The 19,342-nt window shown below is 37.8% G+C and carries 15 protein-coding genes and 2 other annotated features; of the genes, 10 read left to right on the top strand and 5 right to left on the bottom strand.

The genetic code is table 11. The annotated features are described in order from the left end of the window. Positions 1-108 precede the first annotated feature (108 nt). Positions 109-909, top strand: a complete 801-nt coding sequence (locus tag ACLIBG_RS07945) for a histidinol-phosphatase HisJ family protein (protein WP_439312227.1) — start codon at positions 109-111, stop codon at positions 907-909. Positions 910-1,318: 409 nt separating this feature from the next. After that, positions 1,319-2,242, top strand: a complete 924-nt coding sequence (gene murB, locus ACLIBG_RS07940) for a UDP-N-acetylmuramate dehydrogenase (RefSeq protein ID WP_439312226.1) — start codon at positions 1,319-1,321, stop codon at positions 2,240-2,242. 89 nt (positions 2,243-2,331) lie between these two features. On the opposite strand, the gene ehuA is transcribed toward murB, so the two are convergent. The 4 genes from ehuA to ehuB all read right to left on the bottom strand — a co-directional run bounded on the left by ehuA (position 2,332) and on the right by ehuB (position 5,620). After that, a complete protein-coding gene (gene ehuA / locus ACLIBG_RS07935) occupies positions 2,332-3,102 on the bottom strand; it encodes an ectoine/hydroxyectoine ABC transporter ATP-binding protein EhuA (protein ID WP_439312225.1) in 771 nt (256 codons plus the stop codon). Between the two features lie 14 nt (positions 3,103-3,116). Beyond that, a complete protein-coding gene (gene ehuD, locus ACLIBG_RS07930) occupies positions 3,117-3,821 on the bottom strand; it encodes an ectoine/hydroxyectoine ABC transporter permease subunit EhuD (protein WP_439312224.1) in 705 nt (234 codons plus the stop codon). Continuing rightward, complete coding sequence (locus tag ACLIBG_RS07925) at positions 3,818-4,447, bottom strand: amino acid ABC transporter permease (RefSeq protein ID WP_439312281.1); 630 nt, start codon at positions 4,445-4,447, stop codon at positions 3,818-3,820. Before ACLIBG_RS07925 ends, ehuD begins: the two co-directional genes overlap by 4 nt. A 210-nt stretch (positions 4,448-4,657) precedes the next feature. Beyond that, positions 4,658-5,620 carry an ectoine/hydroxyectoine ABC transporter substrate-binding protein EhuB gene (gene ehuB, locus ACLIBG_RS07920; RefSeq protein ID WP_439312223.1) on the bottom strand — a complete coding sequence of 321 codons (963 nt, stop codon included), beginning with the start codon at positions 5,618-5,620 and terminating at the stop codon, positions 4,658-4,660. 437 nt (positions 5,621-6,057) lie between these two features. Here ehuB and ytzI point away from each other — a divergent pair, with 437 nt between their 5' ends. The 8 genes from ytzI (at position 6,058) to proS (ending at position 14,909) form a co-directional block, all read left to right on the top strand. Next, a complete protein-coding gene (gene ytzI / locus ACLIBG_RS07915; RefSeq protein ID WP_439312222.1) occupies positions 6,058-6,201 on the top strand; it encodes a YtzI protein in 144 nt (47 codons plus the stop codon). Between the two features lie 503 nt (positions 6,202-6,704). Continuing rightward, positions 6,705-7,331, top strand: coding sequence for a glycerol-3-phosphate acyltransferase (locus tag ACLIBG_RS07910; protein WP_439312221.1), 627 nt, complete (start codon positions 6,705-6,707; stop codon positions 7,329-7,331). 167 nt (positions 7,332-7,498) lie between these two features. After that, positions 7,499-7,984 (top strand): DUF456 domain-containing protein, encoded by a 486-nt coding sequence (locus ACLIBG_RS07905; RefSeq protein WP_439312220.1) that lies wholly within the window; start codon positions 7,499-7,501, stop codon positions 7,982-7,984. Positions 7,985-8,003: 19 nt separating this feature from the next. Next, the gene (gene thiD, locus ACLIBG_RS07900; RefSeq protein WP_439312280.1) at positions 8,004-8,834 is read left to right on the top strand and encodes a bifunctional hydroxymethylpyrimidine kinase/phosphomethylpyrimidine kinase; all 831 of its coding nucleotides are present in this window, start codon (positions 8,004-8,006) and stop codon (positions 8,832-8,834) included. 54 nt (positions 8,835-8,888) lie between these two features. Next, entirely contained in the window at positions 8,889-9,437 is a 549-nt protein-coding gene (locus ACLIBG_RS07895) for a cysteine hydrolase family protein (RefSeq protein WP_439312219.1), read from the top strand. 112 nt (positions 9,438-9,549) lie between these two features. Beyond that, positions 9,550-9,793: a binding site (T-box leader), on the top strand. Between the two features lie 117 nt (positions 9,794-9,910). After that, positions 9,911-11,074, top strand: a complete 1,164-nt coding sequence (locus ACLIBG_RS07890; RefSeq protein WP_439312218.1) for a pyridoxal-phosphate-dependent aminotransferase family protein — start codon at positions 9,911-9,913, stop codon at positions 11,072-11,074. Positions 11,075-11,078: 4 nt separating this feature from the next. Next, the gene (gene serA, locus ACLIBG_RS07885) at positions 11,079-12,665 is read left to right on the top strand and encodes a phosphoglycerate dehydrogenase (RefSeq protein WP_439312217.1); all 1,587 of its coding nucleotides are present in this window, start codon (positions 11,079-11,081) and stop codon (positions 12,663-12,665) included. Between the two features lie 144 nt (positions 12,666-12,809). Beyond that, positions 12,810-13,045: a binding site (T-box leader), on the top strand. A gap of 430 nt (positions 13,046-13,475) precedes the next feature. After that, positions 13,476-14,909 (top strand): proline--tRNA ligase, encoded by a 1,434-nt coding sequence (gene proS, locus ACLIBG_RS07880; protein ID WP_439312216.1) that lies wholly within the window; start codon positions 13,476-13,478, stop codon positions 14,907-14,909. A 1,203-nt stretch (positions 14,910-16,112) separates the two neighbouring features. Here proS and ACLIBG_RS07875 read toward each other — a convergent pair. Further along, the gene (locus ACLIBG_RS07875) at positions 16,113-19,175 is read right to left on the bottom strand and encodes an ATP-binding protein (protein ID WP_439312215.1); all 3,063 of its coding nucleotides are present in this window, start codon (positions 19,173-19,175) and stop codon (positions 16,113-16,115) included. Positions 19,176-19,342 lie beyond the last annotated feature (167 nt).

Genomic DNA, 19,342 nt, shown 5'->3' with positions numbered 1-19,342 from the left:
GTCCTTTCCGCTTCATCGCTTCATCGCTTTACTTAGGTAAAGCGAAATGTGATTATATTCTATTTTAATGACAATTTTTAAATAAGTCAATAGATGGAGGCTAATAAAATGTTCGATTATCATATGCACAGTGATTTTTCTGCCGACTGTTCCACGCCAATGGAAGAAACAATAGAACAAGCAATTAAACAAGGCTTGCATGAGATTTGTTTTACAGAACATCTTGATTATGAATATCCGGATGCATCAATTACATTTGAGTTCGATTTAAAAGCCTACGACAAAAAAATTAAGGAAATGCAGTTGAAGTACAAAGATGCTATTCTTATAAAGAAAGGCATTGAGGTCGGTGTTCAACCACATATACTTGATCGGTATGAAGCAATAATGAAAGAACATTCTTTCGATTTCGTGATTTGTTCTATGCATACAGCCGATAAAAAAGAGTTGCATTATGGGTCTTTTTTTGAAAATCGCAGTGCCGAGGATGCTTACCGATTATATTATGAAGAATTGTTATATTGCGTAAAGAATTATAAACAGTATAGCATTTTAGGACATTTGGATTTAGTTAAAAGATATAAAAAACTAGATTCAGATAATAATTTTCACGAGCTCATTCGTGAAATTTTCAAAGTGGTTATTGATGACGGTAAAGGAATAGAGGTTAATACATCCGGGTTTCGCTATGGTCTGGAAGGGGCCATGCCGAGCGCTGATATTTTAAAATTATATAAAGAATGCGGAGGAGAAATAATAACGCTCGGCTCCGATTCACATGTACCATCCACATTGGGCTTTCATTTTCCAGAAACAATAGAGTTATTAAAAAATATTGGCTTTAAGTACATTGCAACTTTTGCAAATCAGGAACCGCAATTTCATTCAATAGATTCGCTGAAATGCTAAAACTTGTCAGAAATGCTTGGCTCCATAGAAGGGAACCGAAATAATTAATCATCTTTATTTAATGAAAATTGAATGCCTCACGTGAGTATTCGCTTGAAAAAATGTTGTGATTATCTGTCGTTAAGATAAGGAATAAATGTAGACTACATGCTATAATGATTAAATGCGCTGTTTTTTTTACAAGCTTGGTTAATCGCATTACGGGGCTGCATTTATAGGGAAATCGAATTATCATATAACAATTTAGAAATGATGAACTGCCCTGGCGAAAGCGAGACTTCCGGTCATCTAATTTCGCCACAATTGTCCGTTGCGGGGAGGTAATGAGTGTTTTTTCAGGTACGCAACTAACACGTTAGACATTCATATAGTAATAAATATGCGGAATAATTTTAAAGGAATGATTCAGGTGGGAAGAACGGATCATATATATGAAGGACTTGTTCAAATTACTTCAAGTGAAAATGTCATCATTGATAAGCCATTAAAAAATCATACGTACACAAGACTTGGAGGAAAAGCAGATTATTTCGTCACGCCTGTCACATATGAGCAAGTACAGTTAATTGTACAGCTAGCTAACAAGGAAAATATTTCATTCACATTGCTTGGAAATGGCTCCAATCTGATTATTAAGGATGGAGGCATTCGCGGAATTGTCATGTATCTTGGAGAACTTGATAAAATCGAAGTAACTGGCACACAGTTAGTAGCGCAAAGCGGTGCATTAATTGCTGACGTGTCCAAAAAAGCTCTTCATAAACGTTTGACTGGCTTGGAATTTGCTTGTGGCATACCCGGGTCGGTAGGCGGCGCATTATACATGAACGCAGGGGCATATGGCGGCGAAATTAAAGATGTTTTAGTTAGTACGGTAGTTGTTGATCGGGAAGGACAATTGCGCACATTGAAAGCGGAAGAGTTAGATTTGGAATATCGCACAAGTAACATACCCGATAACGGCTATATTGTGTTGGAAGCAACTTTTGCTTTACAAACCGAACGATATGAAGTAATTAAGGTAGTTATGGATGATTTAACGTATAAAAGAGAATCAAAACAGCCACTCGAATATCCTACATGCGGAAGTGTTTTTAAGCGGCCGCCGGGTTATTTCGCCGGAAAGTTGATTCAGGATAGCGGCCTTCAAGGGAAAGGGATTGGAGGCGCTGAAGTATCACTGAAGCATGCTGGGTTTATTATTAATAAGAGTGGGGCAACTGCTGAAGAATACATTGCTTTAATTCGCTACGTACAGCGAACAGTAAAAGAGAAATATGGTGTGGATTTGGAATGTGAAGTGCGAATTATTGGAGACGATCCACTAGAATAATAAACAATTGAAGAGCATTTAAAAAAGATGACAGCGAGAAAATATAAGCTGCCATCTTTTTTATAGTTCGCAAAGTGTTTTTTTCGATACTAGCTTCTGAATCTTTTTAAAAAGCTTCGTAGACGTTCGTTTTGTGAGTGCTCGATCACTTCGCTTGGTGAACCTTGTTCTGCGATCACACCACCGTCCAAAAATACAACGCGGTCAGCTACATCCAAGGCAAAGTCCATTTCGTGTGTAACAAGCACCATAGCCGTTTCACCTTCTTCGGCAATACCACGGATTACTTCTAACACTTCACCGACAAGCTCTGGGTCAAGAGCGGAGGTAACTTCATCAAACAACATGATTTTCGGCTTCATAACGAGTGCACGTGCCATTGCTACCCGTTGTTTTTGCCCACCGGAAAGTTGGCTTGGATATTTTTCGACATGATCCGATAATCCAACCTTTTCCAGCATCTCTAATGAGTAATTTTTCGCGTCGGTTTTACTTACCTTTTTTACATGGATCGGAGCAGTCATACAATTTTCCAGAATAGTCATATGCGGAAATAAATTAAAATGTTGAAATACCATTCCGATATCACCACGTACGGCCCGTAAATGTTTTTCGTTGGCAGGTACAAGCTCTCCGCCTTTTTCCATGTGCCATAGATTATGCCCATCTACAATGATATTTCCGGAAGTCGGTTCTTCCAATGTCATCAACATTCGAATGATGGTCGTTTTACCGGATCCACTTGGTCCTATAACCGCAACTTTTTCTGCCGGCTTTATATCAAGGTCAATTCCTTTTAAAACATTAAAATCTCCAAATGATTTATGGACGTCTCTAAATTTTACAATTGGTTCTGTCATTTAAAAATCCCCCTTTACGTTTCAAGTGGCTTACTGCCGTTAGTCGCTTTCTTGTCGAAGCGTTTATTCATCTTTACTTCAAGCTTATTGACAAGCAATGCAGAAGGATAGCTTAACACTAAGAATAGCAAGGCGACAATTGTTAACGCTTCTATATACCTAAAGTGTTGTGCACCATAGCTGTTCGCCAAGCTTAATATTCCAAGTACCCCAACAGTTGATGCAAGAGGAACTTCTTTAAATAAAATAATTAAATAGTTACCAAGCATTGGGATCGTTGGAGGGACAGCCTGAGGCAAAATAATTTTTCGCCACTTTTGCCATGTTGTGAAGTTGAGCGCTATTGACGCTTCCCACTGACCTTTATCAACAGATTCGATTCCGGAACGATAGACTTCACCGATATATGTACTTGTATGAATTCCCAAGCCAAGTACAGCGCAAGTAAATGGATCTAACGTTACTCCGACAACAGGCACCATTGGCCAACCATAATAAAGGAAGAACAGTTGAACAAGTGGGGGAGTAGATCGTATAAATTCCATTGTCCACGTAACAATCCAGTTAATCCATTTAATCGGAATACGTCTGAGAAAAACCCAGAGGAATCCAAATACTAAAGCAAATATATAACAAACAACTGTAAGTGAAAGGGTGATCCATATCCCTTGAGAGACTAAAGGTAAGGCGTCTAAAAACACATCCCATTTCCAGTTCATGGACTAGCAACCCCTTTCTTGGAAATCTTCTCGGCCTTTCGAGAAAGCCAAATCAACGGTAAAGCAATGATGAAGTAGAAAATTAGTACTAATATATAAACGGTTGGTGCCATAGACAGATCAGAACTTCTTAGTAGGTCGCCATGATATAAAATGTCATGCATTCCTATTAGTGACACGAGTGAAGTCGCTTTCAACATTTGGATTAAGTAGTTTCCAAATTCAGGAAGCATCATACGGACTGCCTGTGGGAAAATAACAAATCGCATACGTTGATAACTTGTCATGTTTAAAGCAATAGATGCTTCTGTTTGCCCTTTGTCCACAGATAGAATGGATCCACGAACGACTTCTGTCATGTATGCCCCATAGTTTAATGCAATTGCAAGAACACCTGCAATCAGGTTGCTTCCAAGGTCAAATCCGAACAACATTGGTATTGCATAATAGAACCAGAATAATTGGACAATTAGCGAGGTACCACGGAAAACTTCCACATAAAAGACAGTGAAGTAACGTAAGATTGGGTTTTTCGACAGTCTGCATAACCCGCCGATAAAAGCGAATAAATAGCCTAAGATGGCTGATAAAATAAGTACGGTTACCGTTATTTTTATTCCTTTCATCAAGACAGGAAATACCTCAACTATTACACTAATGTTGATCACCCCTTTTAGTTTATCGAATTTATATATCTACAAACTTATGAAACTTAAAAGAAATTATTAGTAAAACTTGCAATTAATTATTTTTATGTGCTAAAAAGAACAGGGTCTGCCTCCCTTAGGAGGGAGGACGACCCTGCTGAGCCTTCCGTATACTATTTTGCTCCTAGATTAAAATTCGCCATTACAAACTTTTTCAGTAGTAACTTCTTCCTCAACAGAGTTTGCTACTTCACTGAAATAGTTCTCTTCTAATAGTTCAGCATAGCGATCTGTACCTTTTAGTTCAGCCAGTTTTTCATTGTAAGCTTCACGTAAGGCATCATCGTCCATGCGGAAAGCAGCAGCCCCGTAACTTGGGTTACCTTCTACATCAGGCTGTTCAAAGTCCTCAACAAATTCTAATTTATCAGAACCAAGTGACTCAAGCGCCATTTTGATTGTCATTTCCGTCCCAGTTGTGGCATCAGCACGACCAGATTCAACAGCGGACAATGTAGCAGGAATGTCCGGAGCTTCCTGGATTTGTTTCTTATCTACACCAACATCTTGGACAAATCCAATTTCAGTTGCCCCTTGCATGATAGATACCGTTACGTCCGAGTTATCGGCGATATCCTGGTAGCTGTGTAGGTCAAGCGGATTACCTTTTTCTACAATTAGGCCTTCTCCATATTTAACTTCAGGCTCACCAAAGGCTACGTTTTCACAGCGATCTGCAGTAATAGCCATGGAAGCAGTAATAATATCGAATTTGTTAGCTGTTAAGCCCGGGATAAGCTCACCAAAGTCGGATAAGTGACCCTCTACATTATCTATCCCAAGTTCATTTAGTACTTCTGTTGCAACAGCAACAGCAACACCTTTTAATTCGCCATCTTCTTCATACGCATATGGCTTTTCATTAGCGAAACCAACGATAACCCCTGAATCCTGTAGTTCTTTAACACGATCAGATACACCGTCTTCAGATTCAGTTTCTTCACCCTCTTCAGCTCCATCTGCTTCATCAGCAGCTTCTGGTTCTTCAGCGTTATTAGCGCCATCATTCGAACTTGCATCATTGGATGAACCACATGCTGCAAGCAATGCAAATGATAAACCAAATAGTAAAGCAATTAGCAACTTTCTCATGTAATAATGACCTCCCTTTGTTTTTAAAAGCACAACTAACGAAAGGTGAAGTTTTATGTATTAGCAACGGTTCCTATTTATCTATGAATCCATGCTATGAAGGAAAAAACTTACTTTCCGTAGTTGTACTATTCATAATATATGTAATTAACCCTAGATTCAAACTTCATAAATGGTTGTTTCAGGATAAAAACGCTTACATTTAACTAATAATTTAAAATATATAGGTAATTGGTAAGAAAAACTCCCGTATAATACAATTACCTTTAAATAACTAATGAATTGATGTTAAAAAAATATATTCTGTCTATTTTTAATGAACAAAATTGTAAATGCTTCCATTTGGTATTCGAAATTTGATTGAAAACCATAACTGTAGTAGACAAAACCTACATAAATAGGTACGATAGATTTATAAAAAGTAAGGAGTTTTGTAAATGGCCACATTAGTTGTAAGTATAATTTTAACGTTAGTTATTTTATATCTATCTTTACTGACGATTTCAAAAGGTTATGCATATAAACATACCGTGGATCCGATAGAAGATCATATGGAAGAAGAGCCTCCGACTAAAGAATAGGATAACTCTGGTATAAGCACGCATCACTGCTTGTATCGGAGTTATTGCTGTTTAAATGTCATATAATTCCTTTTGTAATTTATTTTGGAAGAATATTGAATGCGGTTACACATAAAGTGATAATCGAATATGGGATTGTATGCTACTTTGCTCCGTAATGATTTGCATGTTTCTGTACACATGCCTGCCTCAATAGATTAGACACCCCTTACTTATCCGCTTGTATTAATTTAATCATTAACATACTAAATGTTGAATCGAAAAACCTTTCATAATGAGAAAACTGAAAATAGTTGGATAATAATCAAGATGATTGTTTAATTATGATAAATGGAAAATTGACTTGCCGATGCGACAAAAAATGTGTTCTTGAAAACGAGCGCAATCGCATGTGCTTGTATGCTGGTATCAAAAAATACTTACTGCCATGAACTACCGTCTTTTTTTATGTTTTCATACTATAAATGTAGTATGATAGAAGGAAGGAAAAGGAGGGGTGGCAAATGTATGTATTGCTCGTTTCATTGATCGGGTATTTATTTGGTTGTATTCATGGGTCGCAAATTATAGGCAAGCATAAAAAAATAAATATAAAAAGAAATGGAATGAAAAATTCCGGTGCTTCTAATACAACAATGCTTCTTGGTTGGAGATATGGATTTATTGTTGCATTTATTGATGTTTTTAAAGTCGTTATTTCCATTTTTGCCATCGTTACTATATTAAGTGAAAATGGGATTATTAACGAAGCACAAACATTACTTATATATTTGAACGCATTGTTTGTTGTTATCGGACACAATTATCCATTGACAATGAATTTTAATGGAGGCAAAGGAACGGCTTCGTTTGTTGGATTCATGCTGTACGTCGATTGGAAATTTGCATTGCTCGGGCTAGGCATGCTGCTGTTGTTCGCCTGGACGACTGATTATTTTGTCGTTGGAACTCTCGTTATGTATGTTTCATTTTTAGCTTATACGCTTTATGTTTATCATATTGGTCCTGCTATTATCGCATTCATGCTTATTATTCTTTATGTTGTGAAACATGCCGAGAACTACAGACGGATTGTTCGAAATCAGGAAATAAGGTTGTCGAGCCTTATTCATAAGGAAACAAAAGTATAATTTTTCACGCATTAGCGTGCTGTAATACCGACACTTCTATGCGTGAAAATGGAACGTGAATAGGGGAGGAAAGAACTCCCTACAGAATGAAGTTCCACTTTATTTTTAGTCAATTGGTTATCCGAGTGTGGCATAGCTAATCGAAATGTGAAAACCGGGAGGCCCTTATGCTGGTTGGTATCATGTGGTTTATTATTATCGTATTATTTATACTCAGTTTCGTAGGGATTATTTTTCCTTTAATTCCAGCTGCACTTGTTTTGTGGATCGGTTTTTTACTGTATCATTTTTTTATTAATGGAGAACAATTGACACTCATCTTTTGGATCGCTATGGGTGTGTGGACGATTCTCCTTATTGGTTCGGATATCATAGCGAACAGCTATTTTGTGAAAAGGTTCGGGGGAAGCAAGTGGGGAGAAAGAGGAGCGGTGATCGCCGTTATCATCGGATCATTTATCGTCCCACCGTTTGGAATATTGATTGTTCCTTTTATAACGGTATTCATCATTGAAATGATTCAGCGTCATGACTTAAAAGAAGCGATGCTTGCTGCGGTCGGCTCATTAATCGCATTTTTGAGTGGGGCATTTGCTAAAATAATAATTCAGTTGATCATGATTATATGGTTTATAATAGTAGTATTATTCTAAGTATGGGAAGTGTTGTATGATGATAAAACCACCAAGAGTATTAACGATTGCAGGCTCTGCTGCTGGTGGAAGTGCAGGTATACAAGCGGATTTAAAAACATTTCAGGAACTGGATATATACGGCATGAGTGTCATTACCGCGATTGTTGCCCGGCATCCAGAGACGGATAAAAATGTTCATCCGCAATCAATGGAAGCGATCGAAGCCCAATTTGCAACGGCAATGAAACAGGTTGGTTTTGATGTAATAAAAACCGGCATGTTGTTTTCTATTGAAGTAATTGAAAAAGTGGCAGAACTGATTGAGCAGACGTCAATGACACAAGTTGTCGTTGATCCGGTAATGGTCGGCAAACTTGATTCAAAGCTTTTAAAAGATGATGCAATTGCTGCATTGCAAGCAAAATTGATTCCACTGGCGACAATTATTACCCCTAATATGCCTGAAGCTTCCATTTTGCTAGGGGGTCGAGAACTTAATCATGTAGAAGATTTAAAGCAAGCTGCAATTGACTTGCACGATCTTGGACCGAAGTATGTATTGGTCAAAGGCGGAAAATTGGACGGGCCGGCAGTTGATGTATTATTTGATGGCAAGCAGTTAACTACTTTTGAAGCACCACGGATTGATACTGTGAATACAAGTGGTGCTGGTTGCACGTATTCAGCGGCAATCGCCGCAAACGTCGCAAAGGGGAAATCAATTCAGGAAGCGGTGTTACTTTCAAAAAGTTTTGTGACAACCGCAATCGAGCACGGGTTTACGTACACAGAAATGGTTGGTCCGACGTATCATGCTGCAGAACGGTTAAGAGGAGAAGCGCATCCGATTAAAGTCCGTACATCATAATCGAAAATAAAGTGTGCGGTAATATATCATAATTTTGTACAGGGGGAACTTATTATGAGACGAGCGTTATTGAACGTTGATTACACGTATGATTTTGTTGCAACAGACGGAAAGTTAACATGTGGCGTACCTGGGCAGAAATTGGAAGATTATATTGCGTCCTTAACAGAGGATTTTATTAAATCGGGAGATTACACTGTATTTGCGATTGATGCACATGAAGAGGGAGATACATTTCATCCTGAAACAAAGTTATTTCCGCCGCATAATATTAATGGCACGTCGGGTAAGCAATTGTATGGGAAATTACAAAACGTTTTTGAAGAAAATAAAGATAAATCAAACGTGTATTATTTTGATAAAACCCGGTATAGTGCTTTTGCCGGAACCGATTTAGAAATAAAACTACGGGAACGAAACATCCAGGAACTCCACCTTGTCGGAGTATGTACGGATATATGTATTTTGCATACAGCAATTGATGCTTATAACAAAGGGTTTGCGATTGTCGTACATAAAGAAGGCGTGGCTAGTTTTAACCAGGCTGGACACGAATGGGCACTCGGCCATTTCACAAATACATTAGGAGCTACTGTCAAATAAACGAACATTAATTGTATATTACACCTAAATGTTCGTGAATGACTAAAAAAATCGCATGAATGTATTGACAAAACAAATGAATTTGCTATGATTAAAAAAACGATAAAATTAATCAAATACGCAGATAAAGACAAGTTTATTGAATAGGAATCAGTAGAGAGCTGGTGGGTGGTGAAAATCAGCGTTTCCAACGATAAATGGCACTTTGGAGTAGGCGGATTGAAGTTTAGTAAATCTGTACGGCACATGCCCGTTATGCATGATAACCAGTGAAATGAAGGCTGTTCTTTTGAAAAAAGCAAAGGACAGCGAAAAAAGGGTGGTACCGCGTGAGAGTTAACCTTTTCGCCCCTTGCATGCCCAGGGGGTGGAAGGTTTTTTGTTTTTCATATAAGGAATGGTGAAAATAATTAACATGCTGTCCATGATCGGGTAGCGTATAAAATAATATCGTATTTGGAAGGAGATTTATTATGCTGCAAGATATAAGTTTGCTTAGAATACCGGGACCATCTCCAATACCGCCTAGTGTACAAAGAGCTATGAGTAAGCCGATGGTAGGTCACCGAGATCCGGAAACAAAAGAACTGATTGAACGAATTAAACCAAGATTAAAAAAGGTGTTTGGTACACAACAAGATGTCATGATGATCACGGGAAGTGGTACTTCAGGTCTAGAAGCGGCTGTTGTTAATGCGGCATCACAAGGAAGTGAAGTGCTTGTTATCGTGTCTGGTTCATTTGGAGATCGTTTTGCCAAGATCTGTGAAGCATATGATATGTTAGTCCATCGCCTGGATGTTACTTGGGGTGACTCTGTCGATCCTGCCGAAGTAAGAGCAATTTTAAATGAAAATCCAAACATTGAAGTTGTATTTGCGACTTATTGTGAAACTTCTACGGGTATATTAAATCCAATTGCAAACATTTCCAAAGTCGTTCACGAACATTCCGAAGCATTGGTTGTTGTTGATGGCGTTTCTTGTGTTGGTGGAGTCGAGACGAAAATGGATGAATGGAATATCGATATTCTCGTTACCGGTTCTCAAAAAGCAATGATGCTTCCTCCGGGTTTAACTTTTATTGCCGCAAGTAATCGTGCTTGGAAAGTGATTGAAGAAAACAAACAGGCGAGATTTTATTTAGACTTACGCGCATACCGTAAAAGCCTGGCAGATGACTCCACACCGTTTACACCTGGGGTATCATTATTGTTTGGCTTGGACCAAACACTCACTTTATTTGAACAAGAGGGAATGGAAGAAGTATATCGAAGACACGAGATGATGAAGCAAATGACACGAGCTGCGATCAAAGCTCTGGGGATTCCTTTACTCACTTCCGATGAGTTTGCCTCACCAACTGTAACCGCAATTAAACCGGAAACATTTGATGGAGAAACATTACGGAAATTAGTGAAAAAGGAATTTGGTTTAGCACTTGCAGGAGGACAACATCAGCTGAAAGGTAAAATTTTCCGAATCGGCCATATGGGTTATTGCTCACCAGCTGACATACTGCAAATCATTGGAATACTTGAAATTGGATTACAAAAAATGGGAGAAAAAGTTAATCCCGGACAAGGGGTAGCAGCTGCTCAAGAAGTATATATTCAGATGACCAAACAGGAGGCTTAAAGCGATGACATTCAAAGTATTGATTAGTGACCCGCTAAGCGAAGAAGGTATCTTTCCGTTAAGAGAAGCGGAGAATATTGAAGTTGTAATAGATACGGAACTTTCTCATGAGCAATTGATGGAGAAAATTCAAGATTTTGACGCTTTGTTAGTAAGAAGTCAAACTCAAGTAACGAGAGAAGTCATTGAAAAAGGAAGCAAGCTACAAGTGATCGGTCGCGCCGGTGTCGGTGTGGATAATATCGACTTGGAAGCAGCGACAGAGAACGGTGTTATTGTCGTCAATGCACCAGATGGAAATACAAATTCAGCGGCGGAACATACGATGGCTATGATTATGTCTTTGGCACGTAAAATACCGCAAGCATTTTATACAATTAAGAACAATAAGTGGGATCGTAAATCACATATTGGTGTGGAATTGAGAGGTAAAACGTTAGGTATTGTAGGGCTTGGACGTATTGGGGCGGAAGTTGCTTTTCGAGCAAAAGGACAGCGTATGAATGTCGTTGCTTATGATCCATTTTTAACAGAGGAAAAAGCGGAAAACATGGGAATTGGCTATGGCAGCTTAGAAGATGTCCTGCAAGCAGCTGATTTCATTACTGTTCACACTCCGTTAATGAAAGAAACGCGTCATATTATTAATAAAGATGCTTTTGATTTAATGAAAAAAGGTGTTCGTATTATTAACTGTGCGCGCGGAGGTATTATTGACGAAGATGCATTATATGATGCGGTTGTCAGTGGTAAAGTAGCAGGTGCGGCTTTGGACGTATTCGAACAAGAGCCTGCACTCGATCATAAAGTACTCGAATTAAAAGAAGTAATCGCAACACCACACTTAGGGGCTAGTACTGTTGAAGCACAAGAAAATGTAGCAATTGATGTCAGTCATGATGTCGTTACGATTGTTTCAGGCGGATTGGCGAAAAATCCTGTCAACATTCCATCTGTACCAAAAGAAGTCATGCGTAAAATCGAACCATACTTCTATTTATCTGAAAGGTTAGGAGTATTTTTAGCTCATCTGGAAGAGGAAGTTGTCGAAGAAATTAATATTTATTATGCAGGCGACTTAACAGAACTGGATGTTGCTCCTTTAACCCAAAACACGGTTAAAGGATTGCTCACTCGCCATTTAGGTGACCATGTGAACAATGTCAATGCAGCGTATTTGGCAGAGCGAAAAGGAATTACAATTAACGAACAGAAAACATCAACAACAAAAGGATTTACGAATTTATTAACGGTGAAAATGAAAACTAAAAATACAGTACGAAAAGTATCTGGAACATTGTTGAACGGACTTGGCTCCCGGATTGTTAAAGTAGATGATTACAGTATGGACGTAGTACCTGAAGGCCATTTGTTACTCGTTCATCACAAAGACCAACCAGGCGCCATTGGACGAGTCGGCAATTTGCTTGCTGAAAACAATGTGAATATCGCTACGATGCAAGTAGGACGTAAGGATGTTGGCGGCAATGCAATTATGATGCTTACGATTGATCATTCTTTAAATGAAGATGAACTGGAACAAATCAGAGCAATGGAAGGCTTTGAGCGCGTAACAGCAGTCGATCTGTAAAAAGTGAAATGGACCACTTTATCCGAATGGGTGAAGTGGTCTGTTTTTTGAAGCAATATTTTTCGGGGACTTTTCTTTAAAAGCGGGGATTCTCCACAATTCTTGACTTTATTTTCACGTACCTATATATTTAGACATATATAGAAGGAAACGTTGAAAAGGATTAGTATGACTTGTAGTCTTTCAAAGAGAGGAAATGGAAGGTGTAAATTTCCATAGACACAAGTAGGAACCTGCCTTGAAGTTCGTCCGTGGATAGCATACATGCTTGAAGATGGACGCGGTAAACAGCCGTTATCCAATGAAGTGTGCAGTATTGTATCGGATATTTATATACATACTGTAAACAAGGGTGGTACCACCAAACCTCGGTCCCTTTTCGGATGGAGGATATTTTTGTGTTCAAATTGACTAATTTGAACTACCCACCACTTAGCTGACGCTCGAAGTGGGGGATTCCTGCGAACACCAGAGTAACCGCCAGTTATCTTAGCAGGCTCTACCCGTCGTCCCAACGGTGAGAACAAAGATTTTGTACGTTGGCCTCATGCCGTCTAGCGTAATGCGAAGGTTTAGTCTTTTTGGCTAGACGGGGCGAGTGATGCTTGGATATTTTACGTGACAAAGCAATTCTTGTCACAACCTCATATATCCAGTTTTCAAAGAGCAACTTATACAGGTATATTATACCACACGAACAAATGTTTTGCTACACAAAAGGCGATTCATCTCCCACTTATTTTTTGGGCATTGCCCTTCACAAAATTGAAGTGGGAGTCTTCTCGCCAAAAACGATAAAGAGGTGTTTATATGAGTAAGAAAGATTTTGTTGAAAAAATAACAGCGATGGAAGATGATTTTGCCCAATGGTATACAGATGTTGTCAAGCAGGCGCAACTAGTTGATTATGGATCTGTTCGTGGAACGATGATTATCAAGCCATATGGATTTGCTTTATGGGAAAATATGCGTGATGAACTGGATCGCCAAATTAAAGAAACCGGGCATACGAATGTTTATTTTCCATTGTTTATACCTGAAAGCTTATTGCAAAAGGAAAAGGATCATGTTGAAGGATTTGCCCCGGAAGTTGCCTGGGTAACACACGGTGGAGACGAAGAGCTTGGTGAACGCATTTGTGTTCGTCCAACGTCGGAAGTGCTTTTCTGTGAGTATTATTCCAATAACATTCATTCTTATCGCGATCTGCCAATGCTGTATAACCAGTGGAGCAATGTCGTTCGCTGGGAAAAAACGACAAGACCTTTCCTGCGTTCACTAGAATTTTTATGGCAGGAAGGACATACCGCACATGCTGCACATGAAGATGCCGCCGAAGAAACAGAACGTATGCTAAATGTGTATAATGATGTTTGTGAAAATCACTTGGCGATACCGATGATTAAAGGGTACAAAACAGAAAAAGAAAAATTTGCCGGCGCTAAATATACAATGACGATTGAAAGTTTAATGCATGATGGTAAGGCCCTCCAAGCTGGTACATCCCACCTGTTCGGAACTGGATTTGCCGAAGCATTTGATATTCAATATTTGGATGAGGATGGCAATCAACAGTACGTGCACCAAACATCATGGGGAATAACTACTCGATTGATTGGGGCACTAATTATGGTGCATGGGGATAACCGTGGATTAGTAATTCCGCCTCGTATAGCTCCGACACAGGTTATGATTGTTCCGATTGCGCAGCATAAAGAAGGCGTATTGGATAAAGCATATGATTTACGTGATCAATTAGCTAAAATTGCTCGTGTTGATATCGATGCAAGTGATAAAATGCCGGGTTGGAAGTTCAATGAATGTGAAATGAAAGGCTACCCAGTCCGAGTCGAAATCGGACCGAAAGATATCGAAAAAGGACAAGTTGTCCTCGTTCGTCGAGATACAGGAGAAAAGGAATTTGTCCCAATGGATCAAGTGGAAGAACGTTTGCCTGCATTGCTAGAAGAAATTCAGCAAAATTTATTTGATAAAGCGTTGAAGCATCGTGAAGAAAAAACGTCGGTTGCAACGAATATGGAAGAGTTCCAGCAAATTCTTGATGAAAAACCAGGATTTATTAAAGCGATGTGGTGCGGTGATGTAGCATGTGAAGAAAAAATTAAGGAAGACACAATGGCAACTTCACGCTGTATTCCGTTTGAACAGGAAAAAGTTTCGGAAGCGTGTGTGTGTTGCGGTAAAGAAGCGAAAGAGATGGTGTATTGGGCGAGGGCTTATTAAGTAAGTGAAAAAGATCATAAGCGACAGTTTTTAAAGATGCTTCCGTAACTCGAGTATTCTAAGGTTGAAGCTAATGTAATAAACAGATCTACTAATAGTATAAATTGAAGAAATTTAAAAAAACTGATGGTTTAAAAGTATCGAGAGGTAGCTTTTAGCTGTCAGTTTTTTTGCGTAGGGAAATTTGATGGAAGATGCTCACTGATTTATCTGAGAACGAATTTTTTAAAAAGGAACATGATCATGGAATAATAGTGTTAGATCTTAAGGGGTGAGTTTCAATCAATTGTTAAGACATACTCAACAGATGAAGTGCGAGCATAGGTTGATAAATTAGGAAAGGATGCTGATGCAAAACGGTGAGATAACATGAATTTTACTTACTGTTTTATAGGCAAATTAACTTGATGATGCGGCTTCATTCAGATGCAATCTCACTCTCATTTTTTATTTTACCATGCCACCAAAAGATAGTTTGATTCGATTATAGTAGTAAGGAGAAGCGATTAAATATTTAGTCGCCCTTTACTACTACTATCGTACAGAAAACTGTTTTGGTGGTATGTTTGTTGAAAAGACATATAATGATAAGCCAATTTTTCTAATGACTTTTATCGAAATAAGAATGACTATTGGAAGCGATTGATCAGCCCTTGAAGTTGTTGCAGAATAATTTTAGTTTTTTCGGTGACGATATTAAAAGTATTCCATTATATTATGGATGTATATGAAGTCAATGCTAGGGTAATTAAATAGTGCATAACAACAAATCTCTAAGTGTGTTGTGCCGCAGTCAATCAAAAAATATGGAGGGAAATAGCATGGTTAAAGATTCGGAAGCACATAAAGAAAAGCGAAATGGCGGCGCTAAGCTACCGAAAGAACAAAGAAGAAATAAAGGCAGATCGAATTCTCGCGGTGGAAGAAATTAACGCAAAGCTTGGTAAACACCCGAATTTAGACTTATTCATTCCGTTTGTTTTATCAGTAATGACTAAAATGGGAAATAGCACAGTGCTATTTCCCTAAATAAGATAACCGCATAATTAAATTTAAAGTATAACCCCGCCTAGGAAATACACGATTATTTCATAAGCGGGACACAAAGCGTTACATCAATACATGCATTCTCATATAGTTTAATTTGTTCCAAAGTATAATAAGAAACAGCCCCGGTATTTTGTCCCTCTAGTACAACTAACCTTATTTAGGGATAGTAAACGTTACAGTTGTTCCCTTGTTAGGTTCACTTTGAACGGTTAAACCTCGGCCATAAAATTGTTGTAAACGACGTTCAACATTTCTTAGTCCTACTCCTGAACCAGTAAACGGATGATCCTCAGTGAATAGGCGCTTAAGATTTTCTTTAGTTATACCTTTTCCAGTATCGCTAATAGTAAAGTCAACATGATTAGGTTGTTCTTTAATACGAAGTGTGATTTTACCCCCTTTAGTAAATGGTAAAATACCATGAATCACTGCGTTTTCGACGATAGGCTGAATGGATAAAGGTGGAATTACTATATCAATATTCTTATCCATATCCCATTCAATTGTTAATCTGTCCCCGAACCTAGTTTTCTCAATGTACAGATAGGAGCGAATTAAAGATAGCTCATGCTCAAGAGGGACGACAGGTTCAGCATTATGAAAATCAAAGCTAAGACGTAAATAAAGGCTGAACTCTTCTAGTAGCTTATTCATCTTGGTTACGTCAAACTGACTAAGTGCAGCGATAGAATTTAACGTATTGAATATAAAATGTGGTTGTATTTGTGATTGTAGCCATGCCCCTTCCATACGAATTAGTTCTTCTATTGATACTTTTAAGTCAGTTAAAGCACGCACCCTTGCCTTGAATTCCCATATATCGATTGGTTTTGTAACATAATCATTTGCTCCCGATTTAAAACCTGAGAGCACATCATCCGTTCTAGTCCTAGCTGTTAATAATAGAACAGGAAGCTCGGAAGCACTATAGCGTTCTCTTATAAAATATGTCAATTCATAACCTGAAACATACGGCATCATGACATCAGTAATCACAAGATCAAAATGATTACGTTCCAATATTTTCATTGCTTGAGTGCCACTTATTGCGCGAGTGACACTATAGTCATCTTTTTCAAGAATTGTAGTCAGTATATTGAGATTGACAGGATCATCATCTACTAGTAATAGTTTTAATTTAACTTTTCTAGGGTTATCCTCTTCATTATCTAGCGTTGCTGCTGACATACTACTGCTAATATCCTCTAGTACAAAAGGCGTTGAGGCAGAAGCTTTTTGTTTGTTATGCTTTTCATTACAAATTGGTAGAGTAAAAGTAAAAATAGAACCTTCTCCTGGTGAAGATTGTACAGACATAGACCCGTTATGTAATTCGACTAATTGCTTACTAATACTTAAGCCTAAACCAAATCCACCACTTGCCCTTTCGGCATTTATTGCCCCTTGTTCATAGGCTTTAAATATATTAGATAATTCATCTTCTTGAATTCCAATTCCAGTGTCTTCAATTTGAATAGAAGCCAAATCTTTTTTCATCGTAGCGCGAATTGTGATTGTCCCTTCGTCAGTAAACTTTATTGCATTATGAATAAGATTAAAGAATATTTGAAAAAGCCGATTTTCATCAGCTAAAACTGCAGGAAATTGGTCTGAAATGTCAATCTTTAACTGAATTACTTTACCATCTAGCATTAATTTAGCCATATCTAAAACGCTGGTAATTACGGATTGTATATTTGTCTCCTTTAAATTAAGATGAATCGTCTTCTCTTGTAATCTAGTAATATCTAGCAGGTCATTTAACATATAGGACATTCGTGTGCTTATATTAACTAGTATAGATAGTGCTTCTTGATGCTCCTTCTCAAGGAGGTTTTTTTTATCTTCCAAAAGAGTCTGAGCAATGTTTGATATTCCGTTTAAAGGGTTTCTTAACTCATGTGATGTATTTACTAAAAATTCATCTTTACGTTGATTTTCAAATCGAAATTTCTCCATAAGTTGTTCTGATTCAGATGTCAGGCGAAAGAATCGTTTAAACCAAAAAGCTGAAAAGCATAGGAGTGCAATAATTAGATCAAATGGATAGTGCATCGTGACATTAGAATGATTACTTATAAAGATAGTCCAAATCAAATTGTTACCGATAATAATGCAGCCAAGTATGAGGTAAATGCCTTCATCTATATTAATTTTAGCTTTCCGAAAATTTAACAAAGAAATAAAAACCGAGCTTAAAAGGACTCCTGAAAGTAGGACGCTGGAAGTTAAATATATATAGATTGGTGGTGTTAAGAGTACAAATGCTGCATATAAAAAACAATAAATTAAAAAATATCGTAATGCTTTTTTGTAAGTATTGCTTGGGAAAATTTGTTTGACTACTAATGGAATGAATGCTCCCACACCGATATAGGATAGGTAGACCAATTTAATTTCCCATTCATAACTAAATGAAATCCAGTGAAATAATAACTTATCGTCGGAACCTAGAACCGTTATAATTGCAAATATAAGTAATAACGAAAAGTAAAAAATTGTTTTACTCATAGAAAAACGCATGAAATATAAAATAAAGGCATATAGACTATGTATCACAAGGACGAAAACAAGTAACAGTTGTAATCCAATTGATAAAAGGCTTTGAAAGTTTATTGCTTTGTCTGTCCCAAATTGAATTGGTTTAACTATGCCTCCGTCAAGTCGATTACTAGAAGCATGAATAATAATCTCGACTTCAGTTTGTTTCGGTTCAAAAGAAACGGTATAAGGAACGGTACTTCCAATGTGTTTTTTTTCTGTTATAGCAGCTAAACCTGATTCACCAACTTGTTTACCATTAATGAAAATAGTGGAAGCATTATGTAATTTGTTTATCTTTAACGCAAATTCCTGCAAGTTTTCATCGTTTAGTAATATCTGTAGCCGATAAGTTCCATGCGAAAAGGAATCTCGGTTATCAAAAGCGATATTCCATTCCATAGGAGTATCGAGATAAAAAGGTGTTTCTTTTATCTGGTCGTTGAAACTTAAAAAATGGTCAGGATAAAATTCCCATTCTCCATTTAATGATAAAGTTTGCTTATCATTAAATTTCCATTCACGCAAGTCAAGTACTCCCTGAGTGGCTCTTGGAGCGTTAGGGTATTCTAAGGTTGTTAGAAAATTCATCCATGTAACACGTATAGTTATAATAACAACGAGGGAAAGGATGATTATGAGCACCCACTTGTTCATTATCAGCTTTTTTATCATCAATTTTTCTCCTTTTCTTTATACCTTGCCTCAGTAATTCGAGAGTGTAAAATAGTTTGTGTAAATAGAAATGACGATTAAACGATCTTCATTTAAAAAAGGAAGCCCCTTTCTGTAGAATAGAGTTAGCGACAACATTCACAGAAAAGAGGTCTTCCCTATGAACC

It is taken from the genome of Virgibacillus sp. W0181 (assembly GCF_051846915.1).
In the GTDB taxonomy this organism is placed as follows: domain Bacteria; phylum Bacillota; class Bacilli; order Bacillales; family Amphibacillaceae; genus JBPYCR01.
Note: the sequence above shows the minus strand (reverse complement) of the source record. Positions and strands in the feature narration are given on the sequence as shown.